Genomic DNA, 26,552 nt, shown 5'->3' with positions numbered 1-26,552 from the left:
CCTGCTCATCCCCCTGCCGCGTCGCACGCCACCCCACCCCGCGATCTCACGGTCGGGACCCCGACAGCAGCGGCGGATGCCGCGTCCGAGGGGCCGGAGCCGAGAGCTGGCGGGGTGGGGTGGACGGGGGTCAGAAGCGGGCGGGTTCGCGGTAGGTGCCCCACTCGGCGCGGAGCGCGTCGCAGATCTCGCCGAGGGTCGCTTCGGCGCGGACGGCGTCGAGCATCGCCGGGACCATGTTCTCCGTGGTGCGGCTGACCTCGACCATCCGGGCGACCGCGGCCCGTACGGCCGCGTCGTCGCGGGTCGACTTCCGCTCGGCCAGCAGCCGGCGCTGCTCCAGCTCCACCTCGTGCGAGATGCGCAGGATCTCCAGGTCCTTGGCGACGGTGCCGGTGTGGCAGTTGACCCCGACGATCTTCTTGTCGCCCTTCTCCAGCGCCTGCTGGTAGACGAAGGCCGACTCGGCGATGTGGCCGGTGAACCAGCCGTCCTCGATGCCGCGCAGGATGCCGGAGGTCATCGGGCCGATCTGGTGCGGGCCCTCGCCGCCGAGCTGCCGGATCCGGGCGAAGATCTCCTCCGCCTCGGCCTCGATCTTGTCGGTGAGCGCCTCGACGTACCAGGAGCCGCCGAGCGGGTCGGCCACGTTGACCACCCCGGTCTCCTCCATCAGCACCTGCTGGGTACGCAGGGCGATCTCGGCGGACTCGTCGGTGGGCAGCGCCAGGGTCTCGTCCAGCGCGTTGGTGTGCAGCGAGTTGGTCCCGCCGAGCACCGCGGCGAGCGCCTCGACGGCGGTCCGCACCACGTTGTTGACCGGCTGCTGCGCGGTCAGCGACACCCCGGCGGTCTGGGTGTGGAACCGCAGCCAGAGGGCCTTCTCGCTGGTGGCGCCGTAGACGTCGCGCAGCCAACGGGCCCAGATCCGGCGGGCGGCCCGGAACTTGGCGATCTCCTCGAAGAAGTCCACGTGCGAGTCGAAGAAGAAGCTCAGCCCGGGGGCGAAGACGTTGACGTCCAGCCCGCGCGACAGGCCCAGCTCGACGTAGCCGAAGCCGTCGGCGAGGGTGTACGCCAGCTCCTGCGCGGCGGTCGAGCCGGCCTCGCGGATGTGGTAGCCGGAGACCGAGAGCGGCTTGTAGCGCGGGATCTCCCGGGCGCAGTACTCCATCAGGTCGCCGATCAGGCGCAGGTGCGGCTCGGGGTCGAAGAGCCACTCCTTCTGCGCGATGTACTCCTTGAAGATGTCGGTCTGGAGCGTCCCGTCCAGCTTGGACAGGTCGGCGCCCTGCCGCTCGGCGGCGACCAGGTACATGCAGAAGACCGGCACGGCCGGGCCGGAGATGGTCATCGAGGTGGTGACGCCGGCCAGGTCGATGCCGTCGAAGAGCGTCTCCATGTCGGCGGCGGTGTCGATCGCCACGCCGCAGTGGCCGACCTCGCCGAGCGCCTGCGGGTCGTCGGAGTCGCGCCCCATCAGGGTGGGCATGTCGAACGCGACCGAGAGTCCACCGCCGCCGGCGCCGAGGATCATCTTGTAGCGCTCGTTGGTCTGCTGGGCGTTGCCGAACCCGGCGAACTGTCGGATCGTCCAGGTCCGGCCGCGGTACCCGGTCGGGTGCAGACCCCGGGTGTACGGGTACTCGCCCGGCCAGCCGATCCGCTCGAAGCCCGGGTACGCGGTGCCCTCCGGTGGGCCGTACACCGGGTCGACGGTCATCCCGGACAGCGTGGTGAAGTCGGCGTCCCGCTTGCGCGCGGCGTCGTAGCGGGCCTGCCAGCGTGCCCGTCCGGCTGCGATCTCGTCGGCGTTCATCCGCGGGGCTCCTCCTCGGGTCCTCGACTGAAGACCGAGTGTAGAACGGGTGCCTGAACGATCGCTAAGGAAGTTCGTACCGGCCGGTAACGTGACCGGCCGGTACGCGCTTCGACGGCTACCGGGACGCGGCCGGTCCCTCCAGGCGGCGGAACTCCTCCACCGGCAGGCCGCCCCGTCCCCAGTTCTCGGTGTCGACCTCGTCGATCACCACGAAGGTCGAGGAGAGCGGCTTGTTCAGGACGTCGAGCAGCAGCTGGCTGACCCCCTTGATGAGGGCCGCCTTCTCCTCGGCGGTGGCCGCCGAGGTACCGGGCGTGCTGCCCTCCCGGGTGATCTGGATGGTGACGATCGGCATCGCACTGGTCCTTTCAGGGGTTGCGGGTCGGTAGGGGTCGCGGGTCAGTGACCGGCGTTCTGGCCGCCGTCGACGTGCAGGATCTCGCCGGTGACGAAGGGCGCGGACTCGAGGTAGACGACGGCGTCGACGATGTCGCTGGTCTCGCCCATTCGGCCGACCGGGTGCAGGCCGGCGAGCGCCGCGTGGGTCTCCACCGGGTGCATCGGGGTCTTGATGACGCCGGGCGAGACGGCGTTGACCCGGAGCCCGCGGCTGGCGTACTCGATGGCCAGGGACTTGGTCGCGGAGTTGAGGCCACCCTTGGTCAACGACGCGAGCACCGAGGGGACGTTGCGGTTGGGCTGGTCCACCAGGCTGGTCGTGATGGTGACGATGTGCCCGGCGCCGGAGGCCAGCAGGTGCGGCAGGGCGCGCTGGGTGAGGTGGAAGAAACCGGCCAGGTTGATCCCGGTGACCTGGTCGAAGTCCTCGTCGGTGTAGTCGGTGAACGGCTTGGCGACGAAGATGCCGGCGTTGTTGACCAGGGTGTCGATGCGGCCGAAGCGCTCGAGGGCCGCGCCGACCACCCGCTGCGCCGTGGCGGCGTCGGCGATGTCGCCCCGGACGGTGACGATCTCCGGGTCGTGGGCGTCGCCGATCGAGCGCGAGGTCGCCACGACGCCGTACCCGAGCTTGCGGTAGGCCTGGACGAGGCCGGCGCCGATGCCCTGGGACGCGCCGCTGATCACGGCGACCTTCTGTCCCTGACTGGTGGTCATGAGGTGTCCCTTCCTGACGGGCGAAGACCCTGTTGGCCCGGCCCTGGATGGCCAGTAGACGACTGGTCGACAAAAAACTAGCCGACCGGTCGTGTATCGTCCAAGGCATGGGCCGGACGAGTGACGCGCGGAACAAGATCCTGGAAGCGGCCGCGACGCTGCTGGAGCGGCGCGGATATTCGGCGCTGGGCGTGGCGGAGATCTGCGCCACGGCGGGCGTGCCGAAGGGCAGCTTCTACTACTTCTTCGAGTCCAAGCAGGCGCTCGCGCTCACCGTCATCGACGAACACTGGGCGAACCAGCGCCGGCGGTGGGTCGAGCTGCTCGGCGACGACCGCGACCCGCTGCGGCGGCTACGGGACCTGTTCGAGGCGACCGAGGAGGTGCAGCGCGCCGGGCAGCGCGAGGCCGGCCTGGTCGCCGGCTGCCTCTTCGGCAACCTCGCGCTGGAGCTGAGCAACCAGGCCGAGGAGATCCGCAGCCGGCTCCAGGAGATCTTCGAGGCCCAGATCGACCTCATCGAGCAGGTGATCGTCGAGGCGAAGGAGCGGGGGCTGGCCGGCCCGTCGGTCGACACCCGCGAAGCCGCGCGGTCCATGGTCGCCCAGATCGAGGGACGCGCGCTGCTGGCGAAGCTGCTCAACGACCCGGCCCAGCTCGAGACGCTGTGGCGCAACAGCCTGGACCTGCTCCAGGTGCCGCCACAGATCCGGGCCACGCTCACCTGAGCGGCGCCCGTTCGCGGACCGGCCGTTTCGGCGTTCCGCACCGGCCCCCGCGGGTCGTCTCAGGCCGGCGGCAGCGGCGGACCGCCCAGGGCCACGTCGTCGACCCGGATGTTGATCTCGTCGGCGCGCAGCCCGTAACCCTCGACCGCCGCCGTCACCGCGGCCCGCACCCCGTCGGTCACCTGCGGCACCGGGTGACCGGCCTCGATCACCAGCACCAGGTTGACCACCGCGGCGCCGTCCGTGACGTGCGCGGAGCAGCCCCGCCGGGCGTCGCCGACCTGGTCCAGGCCCACCTTGTCGAGCACCGCGTTGAAGAAGCGGGCCACGTCGCCGCCCAGCTCGGCCACGCCGGGTACGGACTTCGCGGCGGCCACCGCGATCTTCTCGACCACCTCGTCGGAGACCTGCGTCGTCCCGCCCGCCACCGCGTCCGGCGTCACCGACAGCTCCTGCGTCGCCTCGTCCATGCTCTCCCCACCACGGCTCGCACCGCCCCACGCGTCGTGGGGCGGTGCGAGCGTACTAGTCGGGGACCGTCCGCAGTGGAACGGTCAGGAGCGGAGCTGGGCGAGCAGCTCGTCCGCGGCGGCGTACGGGTCGGTGCCGCCCTCGGCCACCTTCGCGGCGAGCGTCGGGAGCTCCGTACCGTCGCGCAGTGAACCGATCCGGGCGCGGAGGACGCCGAGCGCGATCGCCTCGATCTCGGCGGCGGCCCGCGCCTCCCGGCGGCGGCGCAGCTCGCCGTGCTGCTCCAGCCAGCCGCGGTGCTTGTCGATCGCGGCGGCGATCTCGTCGATCCCCTCGCCCCGCGCGGCGATCGAACGGACCACCTGCGGGCGCCACTCCCCCGGCCCGCGCTCCCCCAGGGCGATCATGCCCTGGATGTCGCGGACCGTGGCGTCGGCGCCGTCCCGGTCGGCCTTGTTGACCACGAAGACGTCGGCGATCTCCAGGATGCCGGCCTTGACCGCCTGGATCGCGTCCCCCATGCCGGGCGCGAGCAGCACCAGGGTGGTGTCGGCCAGGGAGGCGACCTCCACCTCGGCCTGACCGACGCCCACGGTCTCCACCAGCACCACGTCGCAGCCGGCGCCCTCCAGCACCCGGACCGCCTGCGGCGTCGCCGCGGAGAGGCCGCCGAGGTGGCCCCGGCTGGACATGGAACGGATGTAGACGCCCGGGTCGGTGGCGTGGTCCTGCATCCGGACCCGGTCGCCGAGGATCGCCCCGCCGGTGAACGGGCTGGACGGGTCGATGGCCAGCACCCCGACCCGGTGTCCGCGCGCCCGCAGCGCCCGGACCAGCTCGTTGGTGGTGGTGGACTTGCCGACACCCGGGGAACCGGTCAGGCCCACCACCTGCGCCTGGCCGGCGTACGGCGCGAGCGCCGCCGCCACCTGCGGCAGCACCTCGTCGCCGGACTCGACCAGGGTGATCAGGCGGGCCACCGCGCGGGGGTCACCCGCGCGGGCCCGCTCCACCAGCAGGGGTACGTCCCGACTGCGCCGCACCGGTACGGCGGACGCGGCCGGGACGTCGACAGCCTCGCTCACTGTGCCGCCTTCGTTCGCGACTGCGGGGCTCGCAGACCCGGCTCACTCCTCGCGCTCACTACGCGGTCTCACCGCCTGCCGGGACGTGGATGATCAGTGCGTCGCCCTGGCCGCCACCGCCGCAGAGGGCCGCCGCCCCGGTGCCACCGCCCCGCCGCTTCAGCTCCAGCGCGAGGGTCAGCACCAGCCGGGCGCCGGACATGCCGATCGGGTGGCCCAGCGCGATCGCGCCGCCGTTGACGTTGACCTTGTCGAGGCTGATGCCGAGGTCGCGGGTGGACTGGATGCCGACCGCGGCGAACGCCTCGTTGATCTCGATCAGGTCGAGGTCGTCGATGCCCAGGCCGCCCTTCTTCAGGGCGTGGTTGATCGCGTTCGACGGCTGCGAGTGCAGGGAGTTGTCCGGACCCGCGACGTTGCCGTGCGCGCCGATCTCGGCGAGCCAGGTCAGCCCCAGCTCCTTGGCCTTGGCCTTGCTCATCACGACCACGGCGGCGGCGCCGTCGGAGATCGGCGAGGAGCTGCCGGCGGTGATGGTGCCGTCCTTGGCGAAGGCCGGGCGGAGCTTGCCGAGCGACTCGACGGTGGTGTCCGGGCGGATGCCCTCGTCCTCGCTGATCACCAGCGGCTCGCCCTTGCGCTGCGGGATGACCACCGGGGTGATCTCGTCGGCGAAGTGGCCGTTCTTCTGCGCGGCGGCGGCCCGCTGGTGGCTGGCCGCGGCGAACGCGTCCTGCTCCTGCCGGGTGATGCCGTGCTTCACGCCGTGCCGCTCGGTGGACTCCCCCATCGAGCAGCAGTCCCAGGCGTCGGTCAGCCCGTCCAGCGCCATGTGGTCCTTGACGGTGACGTCGCCGTACTTGTAGCCGGTGCGCTGGCCGAGGAGCAGGTGCGGGGCGTTGGTCATCGACTCCATGCCGCCGGCCACCACGATGTCGAACTCGCCGGCCCGGATCAGCTGGTCGGCCAGGGCGATCGCGTCCAGCCCGGAGAGGCAGACCTTGTTGATGGTCAGCGCCGGGGTGGACATCGGGATGCCGGCCTCGACGGCGGCCTGACGGGCCGGGATCTGACCGGTGCCGGCCTGGAGCACCTGACCCATGATCACGTACTGGACCTGGTCGGGGGCGACGCCGGCGCGCTCCAGCGCGGCCTTGATCGCGACGCCGCCGAGCTTCGTCGCCGGGAGATCCTTGAGGTTGCCGAGCAGGCGCCCCATCGGGGTCCGCGCGCCGCTGACGATCACCGAAGCCATTGCCTGCCTCCGAGGGGGTGCCGACCTGTACGCCTTAACGATTGTTCGGTCAGACTAGCGCCATGGCTGAGAACTCCCCCGTCGAGACCGCTGCCGACTTTGTCACAGACGTCGGGCTGCGCCGCATCGACCACGTCGGCGTCGCGGTGGCCGACCTGGACGCCGCGATCGACTTCTACCAGCGCACCTTCGGCATGCGCTGCGTGCACGTCGAGACCAACACCGAGCAGGGCGTACGCGAGGCGATGCTGGCCGTCGGCCCGACCACCGAGGGCGGCTGCGTGCAACTGCTCGCCCCGCTGACCCCGGAGTCGACCATCGCGAAGTTCCTGGACCGCAACGGCCCGGGCGTGCAGCAGGTGGCGTACACGGTCGCCGACATCGACGCGGCCTGCGCGGCGCTGCGCGAGCGGGGCGTGCGACTGCTCTACGCGGAGCCCAGGCGGGGCACCGCGAACTCCCGGATCAACTTCGTGCACCCGAAGGACGCCGGCGGCGTCCTGGTCGAGCTGGTCGAGCCGGCCGCCGACGCCCACTGACCACCGCGCCCGCCCGCCCCGGCCCGGTGCCGCCGTTTGCGGCGTGTCGGACTGTCCCTGTCGCCGGACACCCCGACACGCCGCGAACCGGAGCCGCGCTGACGGCCGGCGGCGAAGGCGACGACGTGACCGTCCCAGGAGACGGGACGGAGCGCGGCGGTGCGCGGTAGGCGTGTCCCACGGACAGCTCCACGCATCGGCCAATGCAGTTTTTCACAGAGGACTTCCGACCCTAGCTACCGTTCAGTAACGTCCCGGCCCACAAGGAGCGCGACCGGTGCCGGATGTGTCGATTGCCGACATGGCGGTCGGTCGCACCGGCGCCGACGATGGCAGCACCCCCTGCCCCCGGCGTGGGTGCGGACGAACGGGAGGTCACCGTGCAGGACATCCTCGAAGCGATCATGGCAGCAGAAGGCTCCGACCAGCCGGAGCGCGAGCTGGCCCGCATTGCCGGACTGCCCGTACCCGAGAGCTACCGGGGCATGGTGGTCCGCGCCGACGAGACCCGGATGTTCGACGGGATGGCCACCCGGGACAAGGACCCGCGCAAGGCGCTGCACCTGCAGGAGGTGCCCACCCCCGAACTCGGTCCGGGCGAGGCCCTGGTCGCGGTGATGGCCAGCGCGATCAACTACAACACGGTCTGGACCAGCATCTTCGAGCCGCTGCCGACCTTCAAGTTCCTCCAGCGCTACGGCCGGCTCTCCGAGCTGACCCGCCGGCACGACCTGCCGTACCACGTGGTGGGTTCGGACGCCGCCGGCGTGGTGCTGCGTACCGGCCCGGGCGTGACGAAGTGGAAGGCCGGCGACGAGGTGGTCGCGCACTGCCTGTCGGTGGAGCTGGAGGACGCGGCCGGCCACGACGACACCATGCTCGACCCGCAGCAGCGGATCTGGGGCTTCGAGACCAACTTCGGCGGGCTCGCCGAACTGGCCGTGGTCAAGGCCAACCAGCTGATGCCGAAGCCGCGTCACCTCAGCTGGGAGGAGGCGGCCAGCCCGGGGCTGGTCAACTCCACCGCGTACCGGCAGCTGGTCTCGCACCACGGGGCCAACATGAAGCAGGGTGACGTGGTGCTGATCTGGGGCGCCTCCGGCGGCCTCGGCGGGTACGCCACCCAGATGGCGCTCAACGGCGGCGCGATCCCGGTCTGCGTGGTCTCCTCGCCGGAGAAGGCCGAGCTGTGCCGGTCGATGGGTGCCGAGCTGGTGATCGACCGCACCGCGGAGGGCTTCCGGTTCTGGTCCGACGAGCAGACCCAGGACCAGGACGAGTGGCGCCGCTTCGGCGAGCGGATCCGCGAGCTGACCGGCGGCGAGGACCCGGACATCGTCTTCGAGCACCCGGGCCGGGAGACCTTCGGCGCCAGCGTCTACGTGGCCAAGAAGGGTGGCACCATCGTCACCTGCGCCTCCACCAGCGGCTTCCTGCACCAGTACGACAACCGTTACCTGTGGATGCACCTCAAGCGGATCGTCGGCAGCCACTTCGCCAACTACCACGAGGCGTGGCAGGCCAACCGTCTCGTCGCGCTCGGCCAGATCCACCCGACGGTGTCGAAGACCTACCCGTTGGAGCAGACCGGCCAGGCGGCGTACGAGGTGCACCGCAACGCCCACCAGGGCAAGGTCGGTGTCCGCTGCCTCGCCCCCACCGACGGGCTGGGGGTCCGGAACACCGAGATGCGGTCCCGGCACGAGAGCGCGATCAACCGGTTCCGCGGCCGCTGAGCCGTCCGGGTGAGGGCGGCTCACCCATTGCGGCGAGGCGGCCATTGCCTTTCCGCACCGGTCACCGGACCGCCATTCGAGTGAGCGGGACAAAGGGCCGCGGGCATGTCCCGCGGCCCTTTTCACGCTCACCTTGCGTGACCCCGGGTGCGCCCGGGAGCTGCCAAGATCGCCGTTTGGTCCGGTCTCCTGCGGCCTTGTAGTTGACCATGTAAAGAGGACACGAAAGCTCGGGACCGCTCTTGCGAACGACCCCGGGGGGTCTGCGAGTATGTCCCAATGCCCCAGCAGCAGTCCTCCCCTCTCGCGTTCTTCGATAACGCGAACTCGCAGCCAGATTTCACCGTTGGCCTGCGCGGATACAACACCCACCAGGTCGACGACTTCATCGGCCGGATGACCGCCGCGCTGACCCAGTCCGAGCAGGCTCGGGCCGAGGCCGAGCAGCGGATGAACGACGCGCAGCGTCGGCTCCGCCAGGCCGAGCAGCGGCAGACCGCGCTCGAGCAGAAGCTCACCGACACCAACAAGCAGCTCGAGGAGAACAGCCGGCCGACCCTCTCCGGTCTCGGCACCCGCGTCGAGCAGATCCTCCGGCTGGCCGAGGAGCAGGCCAACGACCACCGCAACGAGGCCAAGCGCGAGTCGGAGGGCATCCTCTCCGCCGCCCGCCTCGAGGCTCGGGAGATCACCGACAAGGCGCGGGCCGAGGCGGCCGCGATGAAGGCCACCGCCGAGCGGGAGGCCGGCACCGTCCGTACCGCCGCCGAGCGCGAGGCCGCCGAGGTCCGGGTGCAGGCCCGCCGCGAGGCCGACACGCTCCGTGCCGACGCCGAGCGGGAGACCAAGCAGCTGCGTACGGTCACCGCGCACGAGGTGGCCGAGCTGAAGTCCACCGTCGAGCGTGAGGTCGCCACCCTCCGCGCCACCGCCGAGCGGGAGATCACCCAGCAGCGGGCGAAGGCGGCCCGCGAGGCCGAGGAGAAGCGCGCCGAGGCGACCAAGCTGCTCACCGACGCCCGCGACAAGCGCGACAAGGACCTCCAGGCCCTGGAGCTCCAGCTCGCCGAGCGCCGTGAGAAGGCCGAGCGCGAGGAGTCGGAGCGGCACGCCGCCCAGGTCGCGCAGACCCAGAAGCTGGTCGGCGAGGCCGAGCAGCGCGCCCGCGCCGCCCAGGAGCGGGCCAAGGAGATCGAGCAGCGCGCCGAGGCCCGCCGGGTCGACTCGGAGCGCACCGCCAACGAGACGGTCGACAAGGCCAAGGCGCTGGCCGACAAGACGCTGAACGAGGCGAAGGCCGAGGCGAAGCGGCTGCTCCACGAGGCTCGCACCGAGGCGGACCTGACCACCCAGGCGGCTCGCCGCGAGGTGGAGGACCTGACCCGCCAGAAGGACGCCGTCACCTCGCAGCTCGGCCAGATGCTCTCCGGTCTCGCCGGGATCGTGCCGGGTGTGCCGGCCCAGTCGGCCGCCGCGGCGGCCAAGCCGGAGCCGGCCAAGGCCGGCACCGAGCAGCGGGCCACCGCGGAGACCACCAGCTGACCCACCGCAGCGTCGGGGCTAACGGCGTGGGGTGACACCGGGTGACCGGTGTTGCCCCACGCCGTGACCGTTTCCCACCCCTTGACACCGAGTCGTCCGAAGCGAGTGAAGTAGCTCCCAACAGGGGCGTCCGTATCGCCCCAGCAGGGCGGTATGCGTGTGAGGATGGGGTCATGTCGCACGGCGAGGAACTGTTCGCTCTCGGCGGGGACGTGACCACGGAGCCCAGCTTCGAGTCCGCTCTGCGGGGGTACGAGAAACGACAGGTAGACCGCTACGTCGCTCGTGCGGAGCACGAGATCGCGACCCTGGCGGCCGAGCGGGAGCAGGCGTACACGCAGATCCACAAGCTGGCCGGCCAGGTCGAGCACCTCCAGCGGGATCTGGCCCAGGTGCGTAAGCAGGTCGGCGCGGTGGACCGGGCCTCGTTCCGACACCTCGGGCCCCGGGTCGAACAGATCCTCAGCCTCGCCGAGGAGCAGGCCGACGCGATCCTGGCCGCCGCCCACGAGGAGATCGAGGCTCGTCGAGGCGCCGCCGAGCACATCATCGACGAGGCGCGTGAGCAGGCCGCGAAGGCCCTGAAGGACTTCGAGATCGCGCTGGCCGCCCGACGCTCCGAAGAGGAGCGGCACACCGCCGCCCGCAAGGCCGAGGCGGAAGCCACGCTGCGGTCGGCCAAGGAGGACGCCGCCAAGCTGCGCGCCACGGCGCAGGACGAGTCCACCCGGCTGCGCAAGGCCGCGCAGGACGAGTCCACCCTGCTGCGCGCCACCGCCCAGGACGAGTCCACCCGGCTGCGCAAGGCCGCGCAGGAGGCGCTGGCCAAGGCCCAGCAGGAGGCCACCCAGCTGCGCGACACGGCGAAGGAGATCCACGCCCGCGCCCAGCAGGAGTCCACCAAGCTGCGCGACACGGCCAAGGAGGCGTTGGCCAAGGCCCAGCAGGAGGCGACCGAGCTGCGCGAGGCGGCAAAGGAGGTGCACGCCAAGGCCCAGCAGGAGGCCAAGCGGCTCACCGAGTCGGCGGCCGAGGCCGGCCGGGCCACCCACGCCAAGGCCCTCCAGGAGGCGAAGCGGATCACCGACGACGCCGAGGAGGCCGCGAAGTCCACCCGGGGCCGAGCCCGGCAGGAGGCGCACCGGCTGACCACCGAGGCCGCCGAGGCGGCCCGGCGCAACCGCGCCGAGACCGAGTCGTACGTGCAGCGGATGCGGTCGGAGACCGAGGCGTACGTGCAGCACGCCCGCGCGCAGACACAGCAGGAGCTCGGCGCCTGGCGGGCCGGGGTGGAGCAGGAGGTCAACGGCCGGCGCGAGGCCGCCGACCGGGAGCTGGCCCAGCGTCGCGCCACCGCCGAGCAGGAGTTCGCCAAGCGCCGCGACGAGCTGGACAAGCAGCACCGGACCCGGTCCGAGGAGCTGGAGAAGCAGCACAAGACCCGGCACGACCAGCTGGAACGCGAGTGGACCGCCCGGCGCGACGAGATCGAGCAGGGCGCCGCGGGCATCCGCCGGGCCGCCGAGGAGGACGCGCTGACCATGCGCCAGCGCGCCGAGGAGGAGGCTGCGACGCTGCTCAGCCGGGCCGAGACGGAGTCCGCCGACAAGCGCCGCAAGGCCGACGAGCACGTCGCCGCCTCACGCCGCCAGTTCGAGGAGTACGCGGCCACCACCCAGCAGCACCTGGCCACCACGCAGCAGCACCTCGCCGCGACCCAGCAGGAGGCGGCGGCGGGCCGCCAGCAGCTCGCCCAGGTGATGCTGGAGATCGCCCAGGCCCAGCAGCAGCTCGCCGACCTGCGCCAGGAGACCTGGCAGGCGCGGCAGGAGTTCGACGAGCTTCAGCGGCAGATCACCGAACTCCAGCTCCGCAAGGTCACCGGCACCGCGGCCGTACCGTCGATGGACGGGGCCGGCCCGGCGGGGGACGGCGCCCGGCCGCTTCCGACCTCGGGGAACGGCGCCAAGCCGGCCGCCGGCAGCAAGCCGGTCGCCGTGGACGGTGGCAGGCCCGTCGCTGCCGACGGTGGCAGGCCCGTCGCGGTGGACGGGGGCAAGGCGGCCCGGAAGCCCGCCACCGACACCGGCGCGGGCCGGACGACGCCCGCGGCCGACGGCGCGAAGTCGACCGTGACGTCCGCCGCGAAGGGCGCCAAGCCCGCTCTCACGCCCGCCTCGGACGGCGGGGGCGCGAAGTCCCGGCCGGGCGCCGAGTCGGTGACCACGGTGGACGGTGCCACGGCCAGCGCCGGAGTCGACGGCGAGCCGATCGTGGCGGCGGTGCCCGGCGCCGGTGGGCGGGAGGCCACCCCGACCAGGATCACCAGCACCGGGGAGAACGGCAAGCGGCCCACCAAGCCGACCACCGACGAGCGCAGCGCCAAGCCGAGCACGGTCACCGTCGAGTCCGACTGACCCGCGCCCCGCGCGACGGTGACGGGTCAGTCCCGCTGCGGTCCGGGTACCGGCGTGTCGGCGAACGAGGCCACCGTACGGTCGGCGTACGCGCTGACGTCGCCGGTCTCCATCGGGCCGTCCCAGGTCGTCGGCAGCGGCAGCGGCACCGCCGGGTTGACCCGCCGGACGATCTCGTTCAGCGCCGTCTCGGCGTCGCCCACCCAGAGGTGCTTGGCGCCGTCGACCCCGACCACCTCGGCGTGCGGCACCGCCGCGAAGCGCTCCCGGGCCTCGGCCGGCCGCAGGTAGTCGTCGAACTCGGGCACCAGGGCGGTGAGCGGCTTGCCGGTCTCCGTCCAGATGGTGAGGTCCCCCGGCTGGGAGTAGCGCAGCGGCGGGGAGAGCAGGATCGCCCCGGACACCGCCGGGTCGCAGCCGAACTTCAACGTCAGGTCGGTGCCGAACGACCAGCCGACCAGCCAGATGTTCGGCAGCTCGTGGAACTCGGCGTACTCGATGGCGGCGGCGACGTCGAAGCGCTCCCCCACCGCGTTGTCGAAGGCGCCCTCGCTGGTGCCGCGGACGCTGCTGGTCCCCCGGGTGTTGAACCGGAGCACCGCCAGGTCGGCCAGCGCCGGCAGCCGCCAGGCCGCCTTGCGGAAGACGTGGCTGTCCATCATTCCGCCGTGCGTGGGCAGCGGATGAAGGCAGACCAGCGTGCCAACGGGCTCGCGGTCGAGCGGCCGGGCCAGCTCACCGACGAGGCGGAGGCCGTCGGCGGTGTGCAGCTCGATCTCCTCCCGGCGGGCGGGCAGGATCGACGACGCGCGGATCGGTGTGCTCACCGCTCAAGTCTGGCGCGAAGTCGCCGCCGCCGCCCACCCGGGCGTGACAGGGTGACCCAGATCGCTCAGCCGTACCTCGGGGCGCTGCGGCCCCGCTGGATCGCCGGGCCCCGCCGGTCCCGGGCCCGCCAGCAGCCGCTGTGCCAGTGCCGCCGGTCGGTGAGGTCACCGGTGCCGTCCGCCGGCCAGGCCACCAGGTGCGCCACGCCGGGGCGGATCTCCTGGTCGCAGCCGGGGCAGCGGTACGTCTTGGTGGACGCTCCGCCGCCGATGCCGCGTACCTGCCACTCGCCGTCGCGCCACTGCTGGACCGTCTCCACGCCCTGGCGGACCCGGGTCGAGTCCAGGTGGTCGGTGTCCTCGCGGCGGGGACGGTTGCGACGGGGGCTCACGTCCCCCAGATTACGGTCACCGCCAGTATCCGGCGCACGTAGACGTCGGGCCGGTCGTCCCGGGCGATCCTGCGCCAGTGCACGTAGGCACGCGCCAGCACGTCCTGGCTGAGGTCCTCGGCCCGGTGCTCGTCCCCCGTCAGGAGCCGGGCCAGCCGGACGAGCGCCGGCCCGCGACTGCTGACGTACTCCTCGAAGGTCACATCCTCAGGACGCCGTCAGCGGCGTCCGGCGTTGACCGGAGTCAGCGACGGGTGTGGTCGCGGAAGCCGCGGCCGCTCTTGCGGCCCAGGTAGCCGGCGGTCACCAGGTGCTCCAGCAGCGGCGCCGGCGCGAAGCCCGGCTCGCGCAGCTCCAGGTAGAGCTCCCGCTGGATGGCCAGCGACACGTCCAGCCCGACCACGTCGAGCAGCTCGAACGGCCCCATCGGGTAGCCGCAGCCCAGCTTCATCGCGTGGTCGATGTCGTCGGCGGTGGAGTAGCTCGCCTCCAGCATCTTCACCGCGTCGTTGAGGTACGGGAAGAGCAGCGCGTTGACGATGAAACCGGAGCGGTCACCGCAGACCACGCCGGTCTTGCCGAGCGCGGCGCAGACCGCGCGGGCCGTGGCGGTGGTCTCCGCCGAGGTGCGGATGGTCCGCACCACCTCGACCAGCGGCATGATCGGCGCCGGGTTGAAGAAGTGCAGCCCCACCACGTCGGCCGGCCGCTGGGTCGCCATCGCCACGTCGATCACCGGCAGCGACGAGGTGGTGGTGGCGAGCACGACACCGGGCTTGCAGATCTCGTCGAGGCTGGCGAAGAGGGCCTTCTTGACGCTCAGCTCCTCGACCACCGCCTCGACCACCAGGTCGACGTCGGCCAGGTGCTCCAGCGTGGCGGACCAGTTGATCCGGCCGAGTGCCGCGTCCCGATCGGTCTCGCTGAGCTTGCCGCGGACCACGCCCTTGTTGAGGGAGGTCTTGACCGCCTCGAAGACCTTGGCGGACTTCTCCGCGCCCCGGGTCACCGAGACGACCTCGTAGCCGGCCTTGGCGAAGACCTCGATGATGCCGGTCGCCATCGTCCCGGATCCCACCACGCCGACCTTCGCGATCGCGCGGGCGCCGTCGGCGAGCGCCGACTCCGCCGCCACGGGCGTCTGCTCGTCGGGTACGACCACCGGGGAGCCGGGCCGCTCGTAGGTGTAGAAGCCCCGGCCGGACTTGCGGCCGAGCAGACCCGCGGTGACCATCTGCTTGATCAGCGGCACCGGGGCGTGCCGGCGGTCCCGGCCGCCGCGCCGGTACATGGTGTCCAGGATCTCGTACGCGGTGTCGAGGCCGATCAGGTCCATCAGGGCGAGCGGGCCCATCGGCAGGCCGCAGCCGAGCTTCATCGCGGCGTCGATGTCCTCGCGGGTGGCGTACCGGCCCTCGAACATGCTGACGGCGTGGTTGAGGTAGCCGAAGAGCAGCGCGTTGGCGATGAAGCCGGCCCGGTCGTTGATGGTGACGTCGACCTTGCCCAGCCGTGCGCAGAGCGCCTCCACGTCGGCGACCACGTCGGCGGAGGTGACCACCGTGCGGACCACCTCGACCAGCTTCATGACCGGGGCCGGGTTGAAGAAGTGGATGCCGATGACCTGGTTGGGCCGGGTGGTGGCGACGGAGATCTCGGTGACGCTGAGCGAGGAGGTGTTGGTGGCCAGGATCGCCTCGGGCTTGCAGACCCGGTCCAGCTCGGCGAAGATCCGCTGCTTCAGGTCGAGGTGCTCGGGGACGGCCTCGATCACCAGGTCCACCGAGTGCAGGGCGTCCAGCCCGACCTGGAAGTCGACCCGGGAGAGCAGGGCGTCCCGGTCGGCCTCGGCGAGCTTGCCCTTGGCGACCGCCCGGTCGGTCGAGCCGGTCAGGGTGACCCGGCCGCGCTCCACGGCCGCCTCGGAGATCTCCACCGCGACGACGTCGATGCCGTTGCGGGCGAAGACCTCGACGATGCCGGCACCCATGGTGCCCAGACCCACCACACCCACACTGGTGAACTCGCGCGCCACGACCGGCCTCCCCTGTTCGCTCCGCAGCCGACTTGAACGGCCGCTAAGGTTATGCGCCGGAGTCTGCCACGTGACGTCGGGTTGTCGAGACGCCGTGGGATATTTCACGCACCCTGCCAGGGTCAGGTCGTGGCCGGCGCTCCGGTGAGGGCCAGCAGCTCCGCGACGAACTCGGCCGGCCGTTCCAGGTGCGGGCTGTGCCCGCAGCCGGGGAGCACCACCTCCCGGTACGTGCCGCCGGCCGCGGCGTACCGCTCCAGCACCGCCCGGGTCTGCCCGACCATCGGCTGCGGCGGGCAGTCCGCCTCCCCGGGCCAGCCCGGCACCACCCCCAGCGACCCCAGGTACGCCAGGTCGAACAGCGAGGTGTCGGAGACGATCACGTCGGCGTCGCCGCGTACCCAGGTCACCGGCGGCTTGACCGCGACGGCGATCAGCTCGTCGGCGATCCGGAAGTGGGCCGGGGCGAGCGCGTTGAGCACCCCCCGCTCACCGGGGGCCGTACCGGGCCAGTGCGCCGAGCCGGTGGCCGTGCCCGGGTAGTTGTCGTCGCCGGTCGCGGTGGACAGGACGCTGTCCAGCAGCAGCTCCTCGTCCTCGGCCAGGGTGGCCGGGTCGGCCACGTACGTCGTCCGCAGCACGTTGCGGGGGCTGGTCGGGGCGTCCGCGCCCCGGTCACCGGCGGCGAGCCGGGCCACGAAGTCCGGGTTGGCGGTGCCGGCCCCGGTGCCGGCGAAGTCGGGGCTGGTCGGGGTGCCGTCGAGGTCCCGGGTGCCGCCGAAGCCGTACGGGGAGACCGGCGCCTCCAGCAGCAGCGCCGCGACCCGCTGCGGATGGTCGACGAGCAGCCGCATCGCCACTCCCCCGCCGAGGGAGTGCCCGACCACGACGGGCCGGGCGTCGGCGGGGAAGAGCCCGGGGGCGTCGAGCAGACCGGCCACGTCGTCGGCGAAGTCGGCCAGCCCCCGGGTGGCGTCCACCGGGGCGCGGTCGGTGTCGCCGTACCCGCGCAGGTCGGGCGCGATCACCCGGAGCGTGGCGGGCAGCCGGCGCAGCAGCGGCTCCCAGAAGGCCGACGAGGAGGCGTTGCCGTGCACCAGCAGCACCGGCGTGCCGTCCGGCGGCCCGGCCACCCGGACCCGTTGGCCGATGCCGTTCGCCGTCACGGTCCGTTGCGCGATCTCCATCCGCGGCATGGTGCCACGACACCCGGGGATGGTCCATGGGCCGGCCACCCACGATCGGCGGCCCCGCGATGTGCCGAGCACCCGTCCATCGGTCGGCCCCCACGACCGTCCGCCCCGCGACCTGCCGGAGCGTCGCCGGTGGGCGGCCACGGCGGCGGGGCCCGGTGGATGGCGCCTGGAGCGCCGTCAGCCCTCGCCGACCCGGGACGGCACCGGCTCACCCGTGGGCAAGGCCTCCGTCGGCCCGTTCGCGGGTGAGGCCAGCGGCAACGGCAGCGTCGGCCGGTGGTCGCGGCGGACGCCGCCCGAGGCGAAGCTCAGCCCGACCGGGTCGGTGGTGGCCAGGCCCGGATCGGAGTAACGCAGCTCGGTGCGGCCGATCCGGATGACGTCCCCGTCGGACAGCAACTCCTCGACGCCGATCCGCCGGTCGTTGAGCCAGGTCCCGTTGGTGGAACCCAGGTCGACCAGGGTGACCCCGGCGTCGGAGACCTGCACCGCCGCGTGCCGGCGGCTCAGGTGCGGATCGGGTACGGCGATGTCGACGGCCGGCGCGCGGCCGATCACCAGCTGCCGTCGCCCGAGCCGGAAGATCGCCCCACGCATCTGTCCGCCCGCCACCCGTAGCAACGGGACAAGTTCCGGATGATCCTCCATGGACTCTCAGCTCCCCACCCCGGCACGGCCCCGGCGTCAGCCTGCCAGGTCGACCGGACCCAGCTCACCACCCGGCCGGCCACCTCCGCGACCCCGGCCGGTCAACTCCCGGTAACCGATTCGGTCGGGAGCGTATCGGGTCGCCGGGCCTCGCTGGGCCTACCGATGGGTAATCTCCGGGTCTAGACTTCCGCCATGACGGCTGTGCATGTCCCGGGAACCCCGGTCATCGAGGACGGTCGACTGGTGTCGACGAGCCCGGCGACCGGCAAGGAGGCCGGACGCCTCCCGGTCGCCACTCCGGCCGACGTCGCCCGCGCGGTCGACCGCGCCCGGGCAGCCGGCGACTGGTGGGCCGGGCTGGGCTTCGGTGGACGCCGGGAGCGGCTGCTGCGCTGGCGGAGCCTGCTCGCCCGGCGGATCGAGCCGCTCGCCGAGCTGGTCCACGCCGAGGGCGGCAAGCCGGTCTCGGACGCGATCGTCGAGATCCTCACGGCCATCGAACACATCGACTGGGCCGCCCGCAACGCGCCGCGGGTGCTCGGTCCCCGCAAGGTGCGCTCCCGGCTGATCCTCGCCGAGTTCTCCGGCCACCTCGAATACCAGCCGTACGGGGTGGTCGGCGTGATCGGTCCGTGGAACTATCCGGTCTTCACCCCGATCGGGTCCGCCGCGTACGCCCTCGCGGCCGGCAACGCCGTGGTCCTCAAGCCCAGCGAGTACACCCCGGCGGTCGGGCAGTGGCTGGTGGACGCCTTCGCCGAGGTGGTGCCGGAGCAGCCGGTGTTCACCGCGGTGCACGGGCTCGGTGACGTGGGCGCGGCGCTGTGCCGCTCGGGGGTGGACAAGTTGGCCTTCACCGGCTCCACGGCCACGGCCAAGAAGGTGATGGCGGCCTGCGCCGAGTCGCTCACCCCGGTGCTGCTGGAGGCGGGCGGCAAGGACGCGATGATCGTGGACGCGGACGCCGACCTGGACGCCGCCGCCGAGGCGTGCGTCTGGGGCGCGCTGACCAACGCGGGCCAGACCTGCATCGGCATCGAACGGGTCTACGCGGTCGAGCCGGTCTTCGACGCCTTCGTCGGCAAGGTGGTGGCCCGCGCCGAGCGGCTCACCGTCGGCGCGGAGGGGGCGGACATCGGCCCGATCACCATGCCGGCCCAGCTCGACGTGATCCGCCGGCACATCGACGACGCGCTGGCCGCCGGCGGTCGGGCCGTCCTGGGCGGGGCGGAGGCGGTCCAGCCGCCGTACGTGCACCCGACCGTGCTGGTGGACGTGCCGGAGTCCTCGGCCGCCGTACGTGAGGAGACCTTCGGCCCGACGCTCACCATCAGCCGGGTCCGCGACGCCGACGAGGCGGTACGCCGGGCCAACGCGCTCTCGTACGGCCTGGGGGGTTCGGTCTTCGGCCGGAAGCGGGCGGTGGCGATCGCCCGCCGGCTGCGCTCCGGGATGGCCTCGGTCAACTCGACGCTCACCTTCGCCGGCATGTCCACGCTGCCGTTCGGCGGGGTGGGCGACTCCGGCTTCGGGCGGATCCACGGCGAGGACGGGCTGCGCGAGTTCGGCCGGGCCAAGTCGATCACCCGGCGGCGGGCCCGGTCGCTGCTGCCCTCGATGACCTTCGAGCGGACCCCCACCGACGTCGCCCGCCTGGTCAAGGCCGCCAAGCTGATGTACGGGCGGCGCTGACCGGGCGTCGGCTCAGAAGAGCGTGAGTTCGTCGCGCTCGATGCCGCGCAGCTTGTCGTAGTCGACGACCACGCAGCGGATGCCCCTGTCGGTGGCGAGCACCCGGGCCTGCGGCTTGATCTCCTGCGCAGCGAAGACCCCGGCGACCGGGGCGAGCAGCGGATCCCGGTTCATCAACTCGAGGTAGCGGGTGAGCTGCTCCACCCCGTCGATCTCGCCGCGCCGCTTGACCTCGACGGCGACCGCGCGGGAGTTGGCGTCCCGGCAGAGCAGGTCGACCGGGCCGATCGCGGTCATGTACTCCCGCCGGACCAGGGTGAAGCCCTCGCCGAGGGTCTCCGGATTGGCGGCGAGCAGCTCCTGCAGGTGCGCCTCGACACCGTCCTTGCGCAGCCCCGGGTCGACGCCCAGCTCGTACGAGGTGTCCTGGAAGACCTCCTCCAGGGTGATCCGCAGCTCCTCGCCGGCCTTGTTGACCACCCGCCAGACGCCCGGGGCCTCCTCCAGCCGGCACGGCGGGCTCATCCAGTTGAGTGGCTTGTACGCCCGGTCGTCGGCGTGGATCGACACCGACCCGTCCGCCTTCACCATGAGGAGCCGGGTGGCCAGCGGCAGGTGAGCCGAGAGCCGTCCGACGTAGTCCACCGAGCACTTCGCAATCACCAGCCGCACCCGACGAGGGTAGCCGAGGACCGGACCGTCGCCACCGAGCGGCACTGGCGTGCCGGTGCGATGCTGATTTCGTGTTCGAAGTCCTCACCGGTACCGGACTCGCCGCCTCGGCGGGCCTGAATGCCTACATTCCCCTGCTCACCATGGGTCTGCTCGCCCGCTACACCGACCTGATCGACCTACCGAGCGGCTGGCAGTGGCTGGGCAACGGCTGGGTCGTCCTCATCCTGGCGGTGCTACTCGCCGTCGAGGTCGTCGCCGACAAGGTGCCGGTGGTCGACCACGTCAACGACATCGTGCAGACCGTGGTCCGGCCGACCGCCGGCGGCCTCGCCTTCGGCGCGGGCTCCAGCTCGGAGACGGTCACGGTGAGCGACCCCGGCAGCTTCTTCTCGTCGAACCAGTGGGTGCCGGTGGTGAGCGGCGTCGTCATCGCGCTCGGCGTGCACCTGCTGAAGTCGGCGGCCCGGCCGGTCGTCAACGCCACCACCGCGGGCTTCGGCGCACCGGTGGCGAGCACCGCTGAGGACGCGACGAGCGTGGTCATGTCCGTGGTGGCGATCATCCTGCCGGTGCTGGTGCTGGCCTTCCTGCTGGGGCTGGTGGCCTTCGGCTTCTGGTTCCTGCGCCGCCGCTCCGACCGCCGCCGGGAACGCCAGGCGGCCCGCGCGGCCGGCTTCCGCGTCTGACCCCGGGTACGCCCCCAGCCCGCCGGCGCTACCTGCCGTGCGGGTCGGCGGCGTTCAGCGTCTCGACCACCTGGTCGTAGTCGCCGCGCGCCTCGGCGTACCGGAGGAACTTGACCCGCTCGACCTGGATCTCCTTCGCCTCGGGCTGCGTCTCCAGCAGCCCGAGGACCTCCGCCACGAACTCGTCCAGCGGCACCGCGAACTCGCTGTCCTCCTGGCCGGGCAGCAGCGCGGTACGCACGGCCGGCGGTTCGAGCTCCACGATCTTCACGCTCGTGTCGGCGAGCTGCAGCCGGATCGACTCGCTGAGCATGTGGATCGCGGCCTTGGACGCGTTGTAGCTCGGGGTGGCCCTGAGCGGCGCGAACGCGAGGCCCGACGAGACTGTCATGATCGTGGCGTCCGGCTGCGTCCGCAGGTGCTCGACGAACGCGGCGATGAGCCGGATGGGGCCGAGCACGTTGGTGGTCACCACCGCCTCGGCGGAGGCGAGGAACGTCTCGGGCTGGTGCCAGTCCTCGACCCGCATGATGCCGGCCATGGTGACGAGGACGTTGAGGTCCGGGTGCCTCGCCAGCACCTGCCGCGCGGCCGAGGCGATGCTCGCCGGGTCCGCCGTGTCGATCGTGACCGTGTCGAGGCCGGGGTGCTCGGCGGCGATCTGCTTCAGCAGCTCGGTGCGGCGGCCGCCGACGATGACGGTGTTCCCCCTGGCCCGCAGTTCGAGGGCGAGGGCGAGACCGATCCCGCTCGTGGAGCCGGGAATGAAGACGGTGTTTCCGGAGATGTTCATGCACCCACCTTCGCCGGTTCGCCGGGGGCGGGTGCAGAGAGCGCTCATCGAGGGATCGGCAATCCCTGGTTCGTCCCCACGGCAGGCGGATACTCGGATCGTGGACCGTGCAGCCCTGGCCGATTTCCTCCGCCGCCGCCGGGAGACGCTGCAGCCCGGGGACGTCGGGCTGGCAGCCGGCGCGCGGCGGCGCGCGCCGGGCCTGCGGCGCGAGGAGGTGGCCGCCCTGGCCGCCATGTCGACCGACTACTACACCCGGCTGGAGCAGCAGCGCGGCCCGCAGCCGAGCCCGCAGCTGCTCGCCGCGCTGGCCCGGGCGCTGCGGCTGACGACCGGTGAGCGCGACTACCTGTTCCGGGTGGCCGGGCAGAACGCCCCGGCGCGGGTGACGACGGCGACGCACGTCGCTCCGGCGCTGCTGCGGGTGCTGGACCGGCTCGACGACACCCCGGCGCTCATCCTGTCCAACCTCGGCGAGGTCCTCGTGCAGAACCGGATGGCCGAGGCCCTGTTCGGGGACCGGTCGGGCCACACCGGACTCGCCCGCAGCGAGATCTACCGGTGGTTCACCGACCCGGCCGAGCGGCTGCGCTACCCGGAGGACGACCGCCCCCGGCAGAGCCGGGCCCAGGTCGCCAACCTGCGCGCCGCGTACGGGTCGATGGGCCCGCGGTCGCGCGCCGGTGAGCTGGTGCGGGTGCTGCAGAAGGCGAGCCCGGAGTTCGCCGAGCTGTGGGAACGGCACGAGGTCGCGCAGCGCTTCGCCGACCACAAGACGCTCATCCACCCCGAACTCGGCGCGATCGAACTGGACTGCCAGGTCCTGTTCACCGAGGACCAGTCCCAGGCGCTGCTCGTGCTCACCGCGCCACCGCGCAGCGAGGGGCACGAGAAGCTGCGGCTGCTCGCCGTGCTGGGGCACGAGCGCTTCCCCGCCGACACCACACCTGGTTAGCCTCGCCGCCAGGCGGAAGGGGCCGTTCGGGGGCCACCACGACACCGCACCCACTGCCATGATCACCCGGTGCTCGCGAAGAATTCCCGCGTCCTGCTCACCGCCGCCACCCTCGCGCTGGCCGCCAGCGTCGCGCTCCTCGTCGGCCCGTCACCCGATCGGACCCCGGGACGGGCCGCCGTGCTGGAGGCGCCGGCCGGCCACCGAGCCCCCACGGCGGGCGGGACCGCCGTACCGCCGACCCCCGGGCAGAGCGGGCAGCCCGGCAACGGTGGGCGGCCCGGCGAGGACTCCGGGCTGCCCGGCGCGACGACGCCGGGCACGCTGCCACCGGTGGTCGACCACGGACCCCGTACCGGGGGCAAGGTGGCGCTGACCTTCGACGCCGACATGACCGACACCATGCGCCGGCAGCTGCGCGGGCCGCGCCCGCCGTCGTACGCGAACCTGGCGATCGTCGAGCTGCTGGAGCGCGAGCGGGTGCCGGCCACCTTCTTCCTCACCGGCAAGTGGGTCGAGGAGTACCCGGAGCTGACCCGCCGGCTGGCCGAGAACCCGCGCTTCGAGCTGGCCAACCACACCTACGGGCACGCGGCGTTCACCCCGCGCTGCTACCACCTGACGCCGCTGCCCCGACGGGAGATGACCCGGGACGTGGCGCGGACCTTCGAGGTGATCGGCCGGTACGGCGGCCGGCAGACCCGCTACTTCCGCTTCCCCGGCCTCTGCCACGACCGGGCGGCGCTGACCGAGCTGGCGCCGCTCGGGCTGACCGTGGTGGACGGTGACGTGGTCAGCGGCGATCCCTTCGCCACCGCCTGGCAGCCGATCGTCCGGGCGGTGCTGAGCCAGGTCCGGCCCGGCTCGGTGATCATCCTGCACGTCACGGAGGCGAACGCGGCGATGACCGACGAGGCGCTGCCCCACATCCTGGCGGGGCTGGCCGAGCGGGGCCTGGCGCCCGCCCCGCTCTCCGAGGTGCTCGCCCGGTGAACCGGACGTGGGCGGAGGGCTTGCGCGACCGATCTAGCCTGCGGCCATGACGTACCAGCCGATCCCGGTGCCCCCACGTGACAACCGCCGCACGCTGCGGATCGTGCTGATCGTGGTGGGCGTGGTGCTGGCGGTCTGCTGCCTCGGCGGCGCGGTCGGCGGCTTCTTCCTCTACGGCGCCGCGAAGGAGGCGGTCGGCCCTGTCCGGGAGGCCACGACGGGCTACCTGGACGCGGTCCGGGCCGGCGACCACCAGCGGGCGTACGAGCTGCTCTGCCGCGAGGAGCGCGAGCGGACGTCGCGGGCCGACTTCGACCGGCGGCAGGCGGCGGAGCCCCGCCTCGTCGACTACGACATCGCGGGGCTGACCGTGAACAACACCAACGGCCGGGTCCGGGGCACCGCCACCGTACGGCTGACGACGGAGACCGGCGGCGAGAGCACCCGGGTGCTGACCCTGGTCAAGGAGGACGGGGCCTGGCGCCTGTGCGGGTGACGGTCCCGCCGAACACCGTGCCGGACCAGGGCAGATGCCTACCATCGGGATAGAAGCCGAGAGGGAGGCCGTCATGACCGCAGCAATCGAGATGCCTCGGGTACAGGAGTGCACGGTCGTGTCCTGCGCCTACAACCGCACCAACGACTGCCACGCCTTCGCCATCACCGTCGGCAGCAGCGACCACGCCCGCTGCCACACCTTCGTCGAGCTGCCGGTGCGAGGCGGGATCGAGCAGCTCATCGCCCAGGTCGGCGCGTGCAGCCGGTCGGACTGCCGGCACAACTCGGAGCTGGAGTGCCACGCCCCGGCGATCACCGTCGCCCCGGACGAGGACATGGCCGACTGTGTGACGTACCAGAGCCGCTGACCACGCCCGCCCGCGCGACCGGACGGTCGCGCGGGCGGTGGGCCACGGGTCAGGCGGTCAGCCCGTTGACCTCCCGGATCACGCCGACCAGCTCGTCGATGATGCCGGTGAGGGCGAAGTCCTTCGGGGTGAAGACCCGGGCCACCCCGGCGGCGCGCAGCGCCGCCGCGTCGCCGGTGGGGATGATGCCACCGACCACGACCGGCAGGTCGCCCCGACCGGCCGCTCGCAGCCCGTCGAGCACCGCCGGCACGGCCGCCAGGTGCGAGCCGGAGAGCACCGACAGGCCGACCAGGTCGACGTCCTCCTCGACCGCCGCCGCCACGATCTGCCCGGCGGTCAGCCGGATGCCCTGATAGACCACCTCGAAGCCGGCGTCGCGGGCGCGGACCGCGATCTGCTCGGCGCCGTTGGAGTGCCCGTCCAGGCCCGGCTTGCCGACCAGCAGCCGCAACCGGCCGCTGCCCAGCTCCCGCGCGGTGGCCGCGACCCGCTCCCGCACGGCCACCAGGGTGGCGTCCCCGCCCACGCCGGCGGCGCCGGTCAGCCCGGTCGGCGCCCGGTACTCGCCGAACACCTGGCGCAGCGCGCCGGCCCACTCGCCGGTGGTCACCCCGGCCCGCACGCACTCCAGCGTCGCCGGCATCAGGTTGGTCGTGGTCGCGGCGTCCGCGCGCAGCCGGGCCAGCGCCGCCTCGACCACGGCGTCGTCCCGGCCGGCCCGCCACCGGCGTACGGAGGCCGTGGCGGCCGCCTCCACCGCCGGGTCGACCTGCTCGACGGCCTCGGCGCCGGCCGCGGTCAGCGGCGACGGCTCGGTCTCGGTGAACCGGTTGACGCCGACCACCACGTCGGCGCCGGACTCCATCCGGCGCCGCCGCTCGGCCAGCGAGGCGACCAGCGCGCTCTTGAGGTAGCCGGTCTCCACGGCGGCCACCACGCCGCCCATCTCCAGCACCTTCTCCAGCTCGGCCCGCGCGCCGGTGACGATCCCGTCGACCAGTGCGGTCATCACGTGCGAGCCCTCGAAGAGGTCCGGATACTCCAGCAGGTCCGACTCGTACGCCAGGACCTGCTGCATGCGCAGCGACCACTGCTGGTCCCAGGGGCGGGGCAGGCCCAGCGCCTCGTTCCAGGCGGGCAGCTGCACCGCGCGGGCGCGCGCGTCCCGGGAGAAGGTCACGCCGAGCATCTCCAGCACGATCCGCTGGATGTTGTTCTCGGGCTGCGCCTCGGTCAGGCCCAGCGAGTTGACCTGTACGCCGTAGCGGAAGCGCCGCTGCCTGGCGTTCTCGACGCCGTAGCGCTCCCGGGTGATCTCGTCCCAGAGGGCGCCGAAGGCGCGCATCTTGGCGATCTCCTCGACGAAGCGCACCCCGGAGTTGACGAAGAAGCTGATCCGTTGGACCACGTCGCCCATCCGCTCGGCGGGCACCTGGCCGGAGTCGCGGACCGCGTCGAGCACGGCGACCGCGGTGGCGAGGGCGAAGCCGACCTCCTGCACCGGCGTCGCGCCGGCCTCCTGGAGGTGGTACGAGCAGATGTTGACCGGGTTCCACTTCGGCATCGTCTTCAGCGTGTGGGCGATGATGTCCGCGGTCAGCCGCAGCGACGCCGCCGGCGGGAAGATGTACGTCCCCCGGGACAGGTACTCCTTGATGATGTCGTTCTGCGTGGTGCCGGAGAGCGCGTCGACTGTCCAGCCCTGCTCCATGGCCACCGTGCCGTAGAGGCCGAGCAGCCACATGGCCGGCGCGTTGATGGTCATGGAGGTGTTCATCTCGGCGAGCGGGATGCCGTCGAAGAGGGCCCGCATGTCGCCCAGGTGCGCCACCGGCACGCCGACCCGGCCGACCTCGCCCGCGGCGAGTTCGTGGTCCGGGTCGTACCCGGTCTGGGTGGGCAGGTCGAAGGCGACCGACAGGCCGGTCTGCCCCTTGGCCAGGTTGCGGCGGAAGAGCGCGTTGGTGGCCGCGGCCGAGGAGTGCCCGGCGTAGGTGCGCATCACCCAGGGGCGGTCGCGCTCGGGCAGCCGGCCCGGGAGAGCCTTCTCATCCATGGCCGGAGTCTAAGTTACCGT

General features: G+C 72.6%; 25 protein-coding genes and 1 pseudogene. 11 read left to right on the top strand and 15 right to left on the bottom strand.

Annotated features, from left to right (window positions below; all coding sequences use genetic code 11):
* Positions 1 to 130 precede the first annotated feature (130 nt).
* From icmA to V6U79_RS12495, 3 genes are all read right to left on the bottom strand, one after another.
* Positions 131 to 1,819, bottom strand: coding sequence for a coenzyme B12-dependent isobutyryl-CoA mutase large subunit (gene icmA, locus V6U79_RS12505; protein WP_334526522.1), 1,689 nt, complete (start codon positions 1,817 to 1,819; stop codon positions 131 to 133).
* A 118-nt stretch (positions 1,820 to 1,937) separates the two neighbouring features.
* Entirely contained in the window at positions 1,938 to 2,177 is a 240-nt protein-coding gene (locus V6U79_RS12500; protein WP_334614749.1) for a tautomerase family protein, read from the bottom strand.
* A 44-nt stretch (positions 2,178 to 2,221) separates the two neighbouring features.
* On the bottom strand, positions 2,222 to 2,938 hold the full coding sequence (locus tag V6U79_RS12495; protein WP_334526516.1) for an SDR family NAD(P)-dependent oxidoreductase: 717 nt from the start codon (positions 2,936 to 2,938) through the stop codon (positions 2,222 to 2,224).
* 107 nt (positions 2,939 to 3,045) lie between these two features.
* On the opposite strand from V6U79_RS12495, the gene V6U79_RS12490 reads away from it, so the two are divergent.
* The gene (locus V6U79_RS12490; protein ID WP_334526513.1) at positions 3,046 to 3,666 is read left to right on the top strand and encodes a TetR family transcriptional regulator C-terminal domain-containing protein; all 621 of its coding nucleotides are present in this window, start codon (positions 3,046 to 3,048) and stop codon (positions 3,664 to 3,666) included.
* Between the two features lie 59 nt (positions 3,667 to 3,725).
* Here the strand turns inward: V6U79_RS12490 and V6U79_RS12485 are convergent, their stop codons facing one another.
* From V6U79_RS12485 to V6U79_RS12475, 3 genes are all read right to left on the bottom strand, one after another.
* Positions 3,726 to 4,136 (bottom strand): Asp23/Gls24 family envelope stress response protein, encoded by a 411-nt coding sequence (locus tag V6U79_RS12485; RefSeq protein ID WP_334526509.1) that lies wholly within the window; start codon positions 4,134 to 4,136, stop codon positions 3,726 to 3,728.
* 84 nt (positions 4,137 to 4,220) lie between these two features.
* On the bottom strand, positions 4,221 to 5,222 hold the full coding sequence (gene meaB, locus V6U79_RS12480) for a methylmalonyl Co-A mutase-associated GTPase MeaB (RefSeq protein ID WP_334526507.1): 1,002 nt from the start codon (positions 5,220 to 5,222) through the stop codon (positions 4,221 to 4,223).
* A gap of 58 nt (positions 5,223 to 5,280) precedes the next feature.
* Positions 5,281 to 6,477: an acetyl-CoA C-acetyltransferase gene (locus V6U79_RS12475; RefSeq protein ID WP_334614748.1), complete on the bottom strand. Its 1,197-nt coding sequence runs from the start codon at positions 6,475 to 6,477 to the stop codon at positions 5,281 to 5,283.
* A gap of 62 nt (positions 6,478 to 6,539) precedes the next feature.
* Between V6U79_RS12475 and mce the strand changes: the two genes are divergently transcribed.
* The 4 genes from mce to V6U79_RS12455 all read left to right on the top strand — a co-directional run bounded on the left by mce (position 6,540) and on the right by V6U79_RS12455 (position 12,711).
* The gene (gene mce / locus V6U79_RS12470; protein ID WP_334614747.1) at positions 6,540 to 7,016 is read left to right on the top strand and encodes a methylmalonyl-CoA epimerase; all 477 of its coding nucleotides are present in this window, start codon (positions 6,540 to 6,542) and stop codon (positions 7,014 to 7,016) included.
* A 380-nt stretch (positions 7,017 to 7,396) separates the two neighbouring features.
* Positions 7,397 to 8,752: a crotonyl-CoA carboxylase/reductase gene (gene ccrA, locus V6U79_RS12465; RefSeq protein WP_334526591.1), complete on the top strand. Its 1,356-nt coding sequence runs from the start codon at positions 7,397 to 7,399 to the stop codon at positions 8,750 to 8,752.
* 279 nt (positions 8,753 to 9,031) lie between these two features.
* Positions 9,032 to 10,294: a coiled-coil domain-containing protein gene (locus V6U79_RS12460; RefSeq protein ID WP_334526499.1), complete on the top strand. Its 1,263-nt coding sequence runs from the start codon at positions 9,032 to 9,034 to the stop codon at positions 10,292 to 10,294.
* A gap of 173 nt (positions 10,295 to 10,467) precedes the next feature.
* Positions 10,468 to 12,711, top strand: coding sequence for a hypothetical protein (locus V6U79_RS12455; protein ID WP_334614746.1), 2,244 nt, complete (start codon positions 10,468 to 10,470; stop codon positions 12,709 to 12,711).
* Positions 12,712 to 12,737: 26 nt separating this feature from the next.
* On the opposite strand, the gene V6U79_RS12450 is transcribed toward V6U79_RS12455, so the two are convergent.
* The 6 genes and pseudogenes from V6U79_RS12450 to V6U79_RS12425 form a co-directional block, all read right to left on the bottom strand.
* Positions 12,738 to 13,538, bottom strand: coding sequence for an alpha/beta hydrolase (locus V6U79_RS12450; protein ID WP_334614745.1), 801 nt, complete (start codon positions 13,536 to 13,538; stop codon positions 12,738 to 12,740).
* 65 nt (positions 13,539 to 13,603) lie between these two features.
* Positions 13,604 to 13,930: an Rv1322 family protein gene (locus tag V6U79_RS12445; protein WP_334614744.1), complete on the bottom strand. Its 327-nt coding sequence runs from the start codon at positions 13,928 to 13,930 to the stop codon at positions 13,604 to 13,606.
* Positions 13,931 to 13,953: 23 nt separating this feature from the next.
* Positions 13,954 to 14,133 (bottom strand): annotated as a pseudogene (locus tag V6U79_RS12440) (sigma factor); the annotation flags it as partial.
* A gap of 41 nt (positions 14,134 to 14,174) precedes the next feature.
* Entirely contained in the window at positions 14,175 to 15,965 is a 1,791-nt protein-coding gene (locus tag V6U79_RS12435) for a 3-hydroxyacyl-CoA dehydrogenase family protein (RefSeq protein WP_334526488.1), read from the bottom strand.
* A gap of 122 nt (positions 15,966 to 16,087) precedes the next feature.
* Positions 16,088 to 17,152, bottom strand: a complete 1,065-nt coding sequence (locus V6U79_RS12430) for an alpha/beta hydrolase (protein ID WP_334614743.1) — start codon at positions 17,150 to 17,152, stop codon at positions 16,088 to 16,090.
* A gap of 186 nt (positions 17,153 to 17,338) precedes the next feature.
* A complete protein-coding gene (locus tag V6U79_RS12425; RefSeq protein ID WP_334526483.1) occupies positions 17,339 to 17,809 on the bottom strand; it encodes an FHA domain-containing protein in 471 nt (156 codons plus the stop codon).
* A 195-nt stretch (positions 17,810 to 18,004) separates the two neighbouring features.
* Between V6U79_RS12425 and V6U79_RS12420 the strand changes: the two genes are divergently transcribed.
* Complete coding sequence (locus V6U79_RS12420; protein ID WP_334526480.1) at positions 18,005 to 19,504, top strand: aldehyde dehydrogenase family protein; 1,500 nt, start codon at positions 18,005 to 18,007, stop codon at positions 19,502 to 19,504.
* A gap of 12 nt (positions 19,505 to 19,516) precedes the next feature.
* On the opposite strand, the gene nucS is transcribed toward V6U79_RS12420, so the two are convergent.
* Positions 19,517 to 20,176: an endonuclease NucS gene (gene nucS, locus V6U79_RS12415; RefSeq protein WP_334526477.1), complete on the bottom strand. Its 660-nt coding sequence runs from the start codon at positions 20,174 to 20,176 to the stop codon at positions 19,517 to 19,519.
* 71 nt (positions 20,177 to 20,247) lie between these two features.
* Here nucS and V6U79_RS12410 point away from each other — a divergent pair, with 71 nt between their 5' ends.
* A complete protein-coding gene (locus tag V6U79_RS12410; protein WP_334614742.1) occupies positions 20,248 to 20,865 on the top strand; it encodes a DUF4126 domain-containing protein in 618 nt (205 codons plus the stop codon).
* 28 nt (positions 20,866 to 20,893) lie between these two features.
* Here the strand turns inward: V6U79_RS12410 and V6U79_RS12405 are convergent, their stop codons facing one another.
* Positions 20,894 to 21,658 carry an SDR family oxidoreductase gene (locus V6U79_RS12405; RefSeq protein ID WP_334614741.1) on the bottom strand — a complete coding sequence of 255 codons (765 nt, stop codon included), beginning with the start codon at positions 21,656 to 21,658 and terminating at the stop codon, positions 20,894 to 20,896.
* A gap of 100 nt (positions 21,659 to 21,758) precedes the next feature.
* Between V6U79_RS12405 and V6U79_RS12400 the strand changes: the two genes are divergently transcribed.
* The 4 genes from V6U79_RS12400 to V6U79_RS12385 all read left to right on the top strand — a co-directional run bounded on the left by V6U79_RS12400 (position 21,759) and on the right by V6U79_RS12385 (position 24,472).
* Entirely contained in the window at positions 21,759 to 22,613 is an 855-nt protein-coding gene (locus V6U79_RS12400; RefSeq protein WP_334614740.1) for a helix-turn-helix transcriptional regulator, read from the top strand.
* 69 nt (positions 22,614 to 22,682) lie between these two features.
* Positions 22,683 to 23,606, top strand: a complete 924-nt coding sequence (locus tag V6U79_RS12395) for a polysaccharide deacetylase family protein (RefSeq protein WP_334614739.1) — start codon at positions 22,683 to 22,685, stop codon at positions 23,604 to 23,606.
* 46 nt (positions 23,607 to 23,652) lie between these two features.
* Entirely contained in the window at positions 23,653 to 24,102 is a 450-nt protein-coding gene (locus tag V6U79_RS12390) for an Rv0361 family membrane protein (RefSeq protein ID WP_334614738.1), read from the top strand.
* A gap of 73 nt (positions 24,103 to 24,175) precedes the next feature.
* The gene (locus V6U79_RS12385; protein WP_334526459.1) at positions 24,176 to 24,472 is read left to right on the top strand and encodes a DUF1540 domain-containing protein; all 297 of its coding nucleotides are present in this window, start codon (positions 24,176 to 24,178) and stop codon (positions 24,470 to 24,472) included.
* A 49-nt stretch (positions 24,473 to 24,521) separates the two neighbouring features.
* On the opposite strand, the gene V6U79_RS12380 is transcribed toward V6U79_RS12385, so the two are convergent.
* Positions 24,522 to 26,531, bottom strand: a complete 2,010-nt coding sequence (locus V6U79_RS12380) for an ethylmalonyl-CoA mutase (protein WP_334614737.1) — start codon at positions 26,529 to 26,531, stop codon at positions 24,522 to 24,524.
* Positions 26,532 to 26,552: the final 21 nt, after the last annotated feature.

This window comes from Micromonospora psammae, from assembly GCF_036902725.1.
Lineage (GTDB): Bacteria > Actinomycetota > Actinomycetes > Mycobacteriales > Micromonosporaceae > Micromonospora.
Note: the sequence above shows the minus strand (reverse complement) of the source record. Positions and strands in the feature narration are given on the sequence as shown.

Coding starts and splice junctions, on each gene's coding strand:
- icmA (WP_334526522.1), bottom strand. CDS start 1,819: ATGAACGCCGACGAGATCGCAGCCGGACGGGCACGCTGGCAGGCCCGC.
- V6U79_RS12495 (WP_334526516.1), bottom strand. CDS start 2,938: ATGACCACCAGTCAGGGACAGAAGGTCGCCGTGATCAGCGGCGCGTCC.
- V6U79_RS12490 (WP_334526513.1), top strand. CDS start 3,046: ATGGGCCGGACGAGTGACGCGCGGAACAAGATCCTGGAAGCGGCCGCG.
- V6U79_RS12385 (WP_334526459.1), top strand. CDS start 24,176: ATGACCGCAGCAATCGAGATGCCTCGGGTACAGGAGTGCACGGTCGTG.
- V6U79_RS12425 (WP_334526483.1), bottom strand. CDS start 17,809: ATGGAGGATCATCCGGAACTTGTCCCGTTGCTACGGGTGGCGGGCGGA.
- V6U79_RS12485 (WP_334526509.1), bottom strand. CDS start 4,136: ATGGACGAGGCGACGCAGGAGCTGTCGGTGACGCCGGACGCGGTGGCG.
- mce (WP_334614747.1), top strand. CDS start 6,540: ATGGCTGAGAACTCCCCCGTCGAGACCGCTGCCGACTTTGTCACAGAC.
- V6U79_RS12500 (WP_334614749.1), bottom strand. CDS start 2,177: ATGCCGATCGTCACCATCCAGATCACCCGGGAGGGCAGCACGCCCGGT.
- V6U79_RS12390 (WP_334614738.1), top strand. CDS start 23,653: ATGACGTACCAGCCGATCCCGGTGCCCCCACGTGACAACCGCCGCACG.
- V6U79_RS12455 (WP_334614746.1), top strand. CDS start 10,468: ATGTCGCACGGCGAGGAACTGTTCGCTCTCGGCGGGGACGTGACCACG.
- V6U79_RS12430 (WP_334614743.1), bottom strand. CDS start 17,152: ATGGAGATCGCGCAACGGACCGTGACGGCGAACGGCATCGGCCAACGG.
- V6U79_RS12460 (WP_334526499.1), top strand. CDS start 9,032: ATGCCCCAGCAGCAGTCCTCCCCTCTCGCGTTCTTCGATAACGCGAAC.
- V6U79_RS12380 (WP_334614737.1), bottom strand. CDS start 26,531: ATGGATGAGAAGGCTCTCCCGGGCCGGCTGCCCGAGCGCGACCGCCCC.
- V6U79_RS12420 (WP_334526480.1), top strand. CDS start 18,005: ATGACGGCTGTGCATGTCCCGGGAACCCCGGTCATCGAGGACGGTCGA.
- V6U79_RS12405 (WP_334614741.1), bottom strand. CDS start 21,658: ATGAACATCTCCGGAAACACCGTCTTCATTCCCGGCTCCACGAGCGGG.
- V6U79_RS12475 (WP_334614748.1), bottom strand. CDS start 6,477: ATGGCTTCGGTGATCGTCAGCGGCGCGCGGACCCCGATGGGGCGCCTG.